This is a genomic window from Allobosea sp. 05T422_2, assembly GCF_056396265.1.
The window spans coordinates 1-8,241 of record NZ_JBFTLD010000375.1; the positions used below are offsets into that span (position 1 = coordinate 1).

Here is an 8,241-nt window from a genome sequence, read left to right on the forward strand (position 1 = left end):
TGCTAGAGATGTTTCTCGCGGGCGTCTACTGTGTGCGAATGAACTCCGATCACCTCTCCTTGCCCAGGGGGTTTGTTGCCATAGCCAGAATGGCTTGGCTGCCATCGACCGAAATTCACCGCCCTCGTCAGGGCCGGACGCAGGATCCATTCGCTGTGGAAGGCGCCCAAGATAAAACAGCCACCCAGCCGATTATGGATAGTCTCCACCTCACTTCCATGGGCGGCGCGAAACGGCGAACCTTTCAATGAAGGGTGAACCCGCAGGCATTGCTGCCACGCCAATCTTGAAGGAATTCCGAGATGGGTTTGCTGATAGATGGTGCCTGGCATGACCAATGGTACGACACATCGTCAACCGGCGGCCGCTTTATCCGGAAGGACAGCGCATTTCGCAACTGGGTGACGCCTGATGGCTCGGCTGGCCCAAGCGGCGCTGGTGGTTTTGCCGCGGAGCCTGATCGCTATCACCTCTACGTAAGCCTGGCGTGTCCTTGGGCACACCGGACCCTGATCATGCGCACCCTGAAGGGATTGGAAGAGCTTGTTCCGATCTCGGTCGTGCACTGGCTGATGCTCGAACGCGGCTGGACCTTCCAGGCAGGCCCCCGGGTCGTTCCCGACGCGGTTAATCACGCGCAGTATCTGCATCAGGTCTACACCGCTGCCGATCCCCACTATACCGGCCGGGTCACGGTTCCTGTCCTGTGGGACAAGCGGACCGGCACCATCGTCAACAACGAGTCTTCCGAGATCATTCGGATGTTGGGAACGGCGTTCGACCATCTCGGCGCATTGCCCGGGGCCTACTATCCCGCGCCGCTGCACGAGGAGATCGATGCGATCAATGCGCGGGTCTATGACACCGTCCACAATGGTGTCTATCGCGCCGGGTTCGCGACAACCCAGGAGGCCTATGAAGAAGCGATCGGGCCCTTGTTCGAAACACTGAACTGGCTAGAGGAGCGGCTGAAGGCACGGCGCTATCTGCTCGGAGACGACCTGACCGAGGCAGATATCCGCCTGTTCACCACGCTCATTCGGTTCGATCCGGTCTATGTCGGACACTTCAAGTGCAACCTGCGCCGCATTGTCGATTACCCGAACCTCTGGCGTTACACCCGTGACATCTACCACCTGCCCGGCGTTGCCGGGACGGTGAATATGCAGCACATCAAAGGCCACTATTACGAGAGCCATCGCACGATCAATCCGACCGGCATCGTCCCCCTTGGMCCAGAGATAAGCTACTGAAAGAGGACGAAAAGCCCCGGCAACCGCGCAAGCAGTTCATCGTGCCCAAGGTTCTGGTTCTTGATTGCTCTTCCCGTGGCCATGTCGAAACGCTGGCCTACGCCGAGGCCGGCCCCTCAGCTGCGGGCTCGGCAGGCAGTCATCTACGTGGCGTCATGTCCCGCCCCATGTGCGGCAGAGAAGCGCGGCTGTCGTAACGAAATTTGGGTGGGACGCCCCGCGCGCCCGGACGAGCGCGCGGGAGAGGCAAACGAGCGCTCAGCGATAGTCGCGGTAGTCGTACGCCGGGGCATAATAGCGCCTGCCGTAGACCGGCGCGGCATAGACCGGCCCGCCATAGACCGGCGCGGCATAGTAACCATTGTCGTAATAGTAGGGGTCAGCATAGGCGCGGCGGTTCGCGGCGATCGCTGCGGCACCCAGAATTCCGAGGCCAACGGCGCCGGCCACGGCTGCGCCACGRCCGCCGCCATACCAGCCGCCGCGGTAGCCACGATAGCCACCGCGATAGCCGCGGTAACGATATTGCGAATATTCCGCCGCTGCCTTGTCGAGCCGCGAGGCATCCACGACCGGACGCGCTTGCCCAGCGAAGGCCGGCACGGCCGAGCCCGCCGTGACCACGCTCGCGGAAGCCARCGCAACGATGGCGGTTTTCCTGAGGGACATCATGATCGAATCTCCTTTTATCGGGCTCTCCTCCTCCCGAAGCTGAGGACAGGTTCGCGCCGCCCGGTTGAATGGCGGGTGAACCAATCGCGGCTGGATTGCGGCAGGCGCCAAGCCGTCTCCTTGCGCGTGCGTCGCCAAACAGTCGCTTTGAAGGGAAGCATCGACGCTTCCAAAGACTGCATTGTCCAATCAACGAAGGGCGGAACCGGTTGTTCCCCTCGCCGCCATGTCTCCGAGAACGGAAGCCAGCAGCCCGCTTTGCGATAGCGAACTCGATTACCGTCAATCGTCCCGCCGTCGCCTCGGCCCAGGCACCGCAGCGGGTCGTCAGCGTCCGGCTGCGATCAATCAGTGCAAGGAGAAGATGCGCGTCGCACCCTGCTTGGCCATGAGAGCCTTGAAGCGTTCGCTGGAGGCCGCCTATACCGTCTCCATGACAGCCAGCAACCGCATCGTCCTCTCCAGCGACCACGCCGCCATTCCGCTCCGGCAGGCCATCGCCGCTCATATCGCGACGCATGGCTGGGTCGCGGTCGATATCGGACCGACGACGCCGGAGAGCACACCCTATCCCAGGCAGGGCGAAGCGGCGGCGCGGCTCGTCGCCTCCGGCGATTGCCGGTTCGGCATCATCCTGTGCGGCACCGGCCAGGGCATCATGATGGCGGCGAACAAGGTCAAGGGCATCCGTTGCGGCGTCTGCGCCGACACGTTCTCAGCCCGCATGATCCGCCAGCACAACGATGCCAACATGCTGTCGATCGGCGTGCGCGTGGTGGGCGAAGGGCTCGCGCTCGATATCGTGGATGCGTTCCTCTCCGCCCAGTTCGAAGGCGGCCGGCATGCGATGCGGGTCGAGATGATCGAGGCGCTGGAGGGCTAGCGCCCGCGCGCGCCCCGAGCCGACACGGCCACCGTCCTGAACAGAGTCTCTAACCCGCATCCGCGCAAAAACATTTCGCTGGCAAAGCGTCCCGCATGCTGTAAAGCGCGCGGCGCGACCCTTGATGCCTCCGGGGTTCGACGGCCACGGAGTGAGCCATGCGCATCGGCGTCATCGCGGACATACACGGCAATCTGCTGGCTCTCGAAGCGGTGCTGGACCGTCTTCGCCACGCCTCGCCCGATCTGATCGTCAATCTCGGCGATTGCGCCTCGGGCCCGTTATGGCCGGCAGAGACGGTCGCGCGGCTCAGGGCTTCGCCTGGGACAGGCTCGACGCCGCCGATCGCGCTTGGTTGTCCACGCTGCCGGCAGAACAGTTCGCCGCCGGCGCGCAATGCGTCCATGCCTCACCCGGCGACGATGAAGCCTATCTGATGGAAGCCGTCGCGGCTGGCCGCCTCCTTCCCGACACGGCCGCCGCCGTCGAGGCACGGCTGGCCGCCGCGAAAGCGCCGCTCCTGCTCTGCGGGCACAGCCACCTGCCGCGGGTCCTGCGGTTGTCCAATGGGATGGTCGTCGTCAATCCCGGCAGTGTCGGGAACCCGGCCTATGAGGACGAGACGCCGCCTGCCCATGTCTCCGAGAGCGGAAGCCCGCATGCCCGCTTCGCGCTGGTGACGATCGCGGACACGATCACGGTCGAACATCACGCCATCGCCTATGACTGGGACGCAGCCGCGGCACGCGCCCGGCAGAACGGGCGCGACGACTGGGCCCATGCCCTGGCGACAGGCAGCGTGCGCCGGTGAGCCTCGGGATCTTCCTCACCGTGCTCGCAGCAGCGGCGATGCATGCGGGCTGGAACGCCTTCGTCAAGGTGAAGCTCGAACCACTCCACGCCATGGCGATGATCTCGCTCGCGTCCGGGCTTATCGCCCTCCCCGTGCTGCTGGTGACGGGCTGGCCGAAGCCTGAGGCCTGGCCCTGGCTCCTCGCCTCGCTGATCCTGCATCTCGGTTACTATATCGGCCTGTCCGGAGCCTATCGGCGCGCCGATATGAGCCAGATCTATCCGATTGCACGTGGCGGAGCCCCGCTTCTGACCGCCGCGATCGCCATGGCCGTCTTCGGCGAGCGCCTCGCCGTGCCGCAGCTCGCCGCCATCGGCCTGCTCGGCACCGGCATCATGCTGGTCTCGGTCCTCGGGCGCCGGCGCGGCGCTGCCTTCGATCCCGGGGCGCTCGGTTTTGCAGCGCTGACCGCCGTCATGATCAGCGGCTACACCCTGGTCGACGGGCTCGGCGCACGGGCGGCGGGTGACCCGCACGCCTATTCGGCGGCGCTGTTCGTGATCAATGGCACGCCGCTGATCGCCTATATCGCCTTGCGCGGTGGACGGGACGCGCTGACGGCGATGCGGCCGTTCTGGCTGCAGGGCACGGCCGGAGGCATCCTGTCGCTCGGCGCCTACTGGATCGCGATCTGGGCGATGACGGTCGCACCGATCCCGCTTGTCGCGGCCGTCCGCGAGAGCTCCGTGCTGTTTGCCGCAGTGATTGCCTATGTCTGGCTGAAGGAGCCGCTGCAGGCATCGCGCCTGGTCGCCTGCGGCTTCATCGTCGCGGCGCTCGCGCTGATGCGGCTCGCCTAAAGTTCAGCGCGCGATCGTCGCCTCGGCCTCGACGAGTCCCTGGACCGTATCGAAGAAGCCGCGCACCAGCGGAATGCGCCGGCGCTCCGCCCGGCAGGCCGCATATTCGCCGACCGCGAAATCGGCGCCGGTGATGACCAGCCGCTTCAGCGCGGGATCGGGCCGGAACTCCGCCTCGAAGATCACCCCGATGCCGAAGCCGGCGGCGACGGCCTCCCGCACCGCCTCGCGCGACTGGACCTCGAGCAGGTTCGCCGGCTTGATTCCCGCCTCGGACAGGCGAGCCTCGAAGGTCTCGCGCGTGATCGAGCCGCGTTCTCTCAAGACGATGTCCTGGCCCGCGAAGGCCTCGATCGGGATGCTGTCATGCTGCGCCAGGCGGTGCTCGCTGGCGATGAAGGCGACCAGCCGGTCAGCGCGCAGCTTCACCGTATGGAGGCGCGGATCCGAGCTCTGCCGCGCGGTGATCGCCACATCGGCGGCGAAATCCATGATCTGGTCGACCACTTCGGAGGAATTTCCGATCGTCAGCGAGAATGTCAGGCCGGGATAGCTTTCGCGCATCCGTGCCAGCGCGGCCATGACATGGGTGGCGCTGTCGGCGGCAATGCGCAGATGGCCACGCTGCAGCGTCCGGCTGCCGGCAAGCAGCGATTGCGCCTCGTCCTGCGCMGAGAACAGCCGGGCCGTGATGGCGAAGAGGCTCTGGCCYAGCGGGGTGAGCTTGGTCTTTCGGCCGGCCCGATCGAACAGGCGCACGCCATAGGCGTCCTCGAGCGAGCGGACCTGCGCCGAGAGTGTCGGCTGGCTGACATGGCGCGCCTTGGCCGCGCCGGTGAAGCTCTCGGCCTCCGCCACCGCGTGGAACGCCGACAGGCCGGAATAGCTGATCGCCATGCCATAGATCCTTTCTATGGATCGCATGGATAGGATGTATTGGAGCTATGTCAAATCTCGCCCTACCGTTTCGCCATCGGCTGCAACGACACAAGCGAGATCGACATGGCCCAAGCCCGCCGCCCCGCCGTTTCCGAGACCGGTGATCCCCTCCTCCTGACGCCCGGACCGCTGACGACCAGCAAGGCGATCAAGGAAGCCATGGTTCATGACTGGGGCTCCCGGGACGCCACCTTCGTCGGCATCAACAAGGCCGTGATGGATGAGCTGCCGAAGGTCATCCATGGCGAGGGCAKCTTCGTCACCGTGCCGATGCAGGGCTCGGGCACTTTCGCGGTCGAGGCCATGCTGACGAGCTTCGTGCCGCGCGGCGGCAAGGCGCTGGTCCTGATCAACGGCGCCTATGGCCAGCGCGCCAAGCGCATCCTCGAGATCGCCGGCCGCGATGTCGTCACCCACGAGACGGCCGAGGACATGCCGCCCGATCTTGCCGAGGTCGATCGCATGCTCGTCGCCGATGCGGCGATCAGCCATGTCTTCGTGGTCCATTGCGAAACGACGAGCGGCATCCGCAACCCGATCGAGGCGGTGGCTGCGCTGGTCAAGCGCCATGGCAGGCGCCTGCTGATCGACTCGATGAGCGCCTTCGGGGCGCTGGCGCTCGACAGCCGCGAGGTCTATTTCGACGCTGTCGCCGCCTCTTCGAACAAGTGCATCCAGGGGGTGCCCGGCCTCGGCTTCGTCATCGCCCGCCGCAGCGCCCTGGCGGAGACCAAGGGCAACGCCACCACGCTGGTCCTCGATCTCCACGATCAGCACGCCGCCTTCGAGCGCACCGGGCAGTACCGCTTCACCCCGCCGATCCATGTCATCGTCGCGTTCCATGCGGCGCTGCAGGAATTCTGGACGGAAGGCGGCGTCGCCGGGCGTGGCGAGCGCTATGCCGACAATGCGCGCATCCTGATCGAGGGCATGCAGGAACTCGGCTTCCGGACGCTGCTGCCGGCCCACCACCAGGCGCCGATCATCGTCACCTTCCACATGCCGCAGGACAAGAACTTCGTCTTCCAGCGCTTCTACGACACGCTGAAGGACGCCGGCTACGTGATCTATCCGGGCAAGCTGACCGTCGCCGACAGCTTCCGCATCGGCTGTATCGGCGCGCTGGGCGCGCAGGACATGAAGGCCTTCGTCGCCACGGTCTCGGACGTGCTTGCCGAGATGGGCGTCGGCCTGAAGTCGGCGGCGTGAAGGAGCAGATGATGAACATGCATTCAAAGGTCGGGTCGGATATCGTCGCGAACGGGCGGGCCTATGCCCGGCCGCAGCGTGCGACGGTCGTGATCTGCATGGACGGCTCGGAGCCGGCCTATATCGAGGCCGCCAGCGCCAAGGGCCTGACGCCCAATCTCGACCGGATCATGCGGGCCGGCACCAGCACGCATGCCTATTCAGTGATCCCGAGCTTCACCAACCCGAACAATCTCTCGATCATCACCGGCCGCCCGCCGGCGGTCCATGGCATTGCCGGCAACTTCTTCTACGACCGCGAGGCCACGGAAGAGGTGATGATGAACGATGCCCGCTTCCTGCGGGCGCCGACCATCCTGGCGGAGTTCCAGAAGGCCGGCTTCAAGGTCGCGATGGTGACGGCCAAGGACAAGCTGCGGACCCTGCTCGGCAAGGGGCTCGATTTCACCAGCGGCACGGCGATCGCCTTCTCCTCGGAAAAGGCCGACAAGGCCAACACGGCGGAGAACGGCATCGATCAGGTGCTCGGCTTCGTCGGCATGCCGGTCCCCTCGGTCTATTCGGCCGATCTCTCCGAGTTCGTCTTCGCCGCCGGCGTCAAGCTGCTGGAGAGCTTCAAGCCGGACCTGATGTATCTCTCGACGACCGACTATGTGCAGCACAAGGCGGCGCCGGGCTCTGAAATGGCGGACGCGTTCTACGCCATGTTCGACAGCTATGTCGGCAGGCTCGATGCGCTCGGCTGCACGCTCGTCATCACCGCCGACCACGGCATGAACGACAAGCATCTGCCCAATGGCGAGCCGGACGTAGTCTATCTGCAAACACTGATGGACGAATGGTATGGCAAGGGCACGATGCGCGTGATCCTGCCGATCACCGATCCTTACGTCGTCCATCACGGCGCGCTCGGCTCCTTCGCCACGGTCTATCTGCCCGAGGGCGCCGACCAGACCGAGGTTGCGGCCCGCATCTCCGGCATCGACGGCATCGCGCTCGCGGTCACCTCGGCCGAGGCCTGCGAGCGTTTCGAGCTGCCGGCGGACCGGATCGGCGACGTGGTCGTGGTCTCGACGCGCTCGAAGGTGATCGGCACCTCGCCGGATCGGCACGACCTCTCGGGGCTGACCGAACCGCTGCGCTCGCATGGCGGCATCACCGAGCAGCGCGTGCCGATGATCGCCAACCGGCCGATCTCCGTGCCGGAGGGGCGCACGCTCCGCAATTTCGACGTCTTCGACGTCGCCCTCAACCTGGTGAGCTGAGATGAACGCGAATGTGAATCCGCCCGTGCGGCGCGAGACGATGCGGATCGCCGGCAAGCTCGTCTCGACCGACGACATGGTCGAGGTCCGCAATCCCTACGACAATTCCGTCGTCGGCCTCGTCMCGGCGGCCCGGCCCGAGCATGTCCGCGAGGCCTTCGCCAAGGCGCGCGCCTTCAAGCCGACGCTGACCCGCTATGAGCGCCAGCAGATCCTGCAGAAGACGGCCGAGCTGCTGCGCGACCGCAAGGACGAGTTCGCCCGGCTGATCACGGCCGAAGCCGGGCTGTGCTGGAAGGATTCGCTCTATGAGGCGAGCCGGGCCTATGACGTCTGGTCCTTTGCGGCCCAGCTCACCATCAAGGAT

The 8,241-nt window shown here is 65.6% G+C and carries 10 protein-coding genes and 1 pseudogene; 9 read left to right on the plus strand and 2 right to left on the minus strand.

Going from position 1 to position 8,241, the window contains the following annotated elements:
• Nucleotides 1-251, plus strand: a 251-nt coding sequence (locus AC1DJT_RS34235; RefSeq protein ID WP_476835823.1) for a hypothetical protein, incomplete at its 5' end; no start/stop codon positions are given.
• A 51-nt stretch (nt 252-302) separates the two neighbouring features.
• Nucleotides 303-1,253, plus strand: coding sequence for a glutathione S-transferase family protein (locus AC1DJT_RS34240; protein WP_476770216.1), 951 nt, complete (start codon nt 303-305; stop codon nt 1,251-1,253).
• A 258-nt stretch (nt 1,254-1,511) separates the two neighbouring features.
• Here AC1DJT_RS34240 and AC1DJT_RS34245 read toward each other — a convergent pair whose 3' ends face one another.
• The gene (locus AC1DJT_RS34245) at nt 1,512-1,925 is read right to left on the minus strand and encodes a hypothetical protein (protein ID WP_476832552.1); all 414 of its coding nucleotides are present in this window, start codon (nt 1,923-1,925) and stop codon (nt 1,512-1,514) included.
• Nucleotides 1,926-2,358: 433 nt separating this feature from the next.
• Here AC1DJT_RS34245 and rpiB point away from each other — a divergent pair, with 433 nt between their 5' ends.
• The 4 genes and pseudogenes from rpiB (at nt 2,359) to AC1DJT_RS34265 (ending at nt 4,461) form a co-directional block, all read left to right on the plus strand.
• The gene (gene rpiB, locus AC1DJT_RS34250; protein WP_476770225.1) at nt 2,359-2,808 is read left to right on the plus strand and encodes a ribose 5-phosphate isomerase B; all 450 of its coding nucleotides are present in this window, start codon (nt 2,359-2,361) and stop codon (nt 2,806-2,808) included.
• A 158-nt stretch (nt 2,809-2,966) separates the two neighbouring features.
• A pseudogene (locus AC1DJT_RS34255) lies at nt 2,967-3,053 on the plus strand (metallophosphoesterase family protein); the annotation flags it as partial.
• 38 nt (nt 3,054-3,091) lie between these two features.
• Nucleotides 3,092-3,619 (plus strand): metallophosphoesterase family protein, encoded by a 528-nt coding sequence (locus tag AC1DJT_RS34260; protein ID WP_476835824.1) that lies wholly within the window; start codon nt 3,092-3,094, stop codon nt 3,617-3,619.
• Nucleotides 3,616-4,461, plus strand: a complete 846-nt coding sequence (locus AC1DJT_RS34265) for an EamA family transporter (RefSeq protein ID WP_441508262.1) — start codon at nt 3,616-3,618, stop codon at nt 4,459-4,461. The genes AC1DJT_RS34260 and AC1DJT_RS34265 overlap by 4 nt, the downstream gene beginning before the upstream one ends.
• Before the next feature lie 3 nt (nt 4,462-4,464).
• Here AC1DJT_RS34265 and AC1DJT_RS34270 read toward each other — a convergent pair whose 3' ends face one another.
• Nucleotides 4,465-5,358, minus strand: a complete 894-nt coding sequence (locus tag AC1DJT_RS34270; RefSeq protein WP_476770219.1) for a LysR substrate-binding domain-containing protein — start codon at nt 5,356-5,358, stop codon at nt 4,465-4,467.
• Nucleotides 5,359-5,463: 105 nt separating this feature from the next.
• On the opposite strand from AC1DJT_RS34270, the gene AC1DJT_RS34275 reads away from it, so the two are divergent.
• The 3 genes from AC1DJT_RS34275 to AC1DJT_RS34285 all read left to right on the plus strand — a co-directional run.
• A complete protein-coding gene (locus AC1DJT_RS34275; RefSeq protein WP_476835825.1) occupies nt 5,464-6,609 on the plus strand; it encodes a 2-aminoethylphosphonate--pyruvate transaminase in 1,146 nt (381 codons plus the stop codon).
• An 11-nt stretch (nt 6,610-6,620) separates the two neighbouring features.
• On the plus strand, nt 6,621-7,874 hold the full coding sequence (gene phnA / locus AC1DJT_RS34280) for a phosphonoacetate hydrolase (RefSeq protein WP_476835826.1): 1,254 nt from the start codon (nt 6,621-6,623) through the stop codon (nt 7,872-7,874).
• A gap of 1 nt (nt 7,875) precedes the next feature.
• Nucleotides 7,876-8,241 (plus strand): aldehyde dehydrogenase family protein (locus tag AC1DJT_RS34285; protein WP_476835827.1); only part of this gene is annotated, 366 nt, incomplete at its 3' end.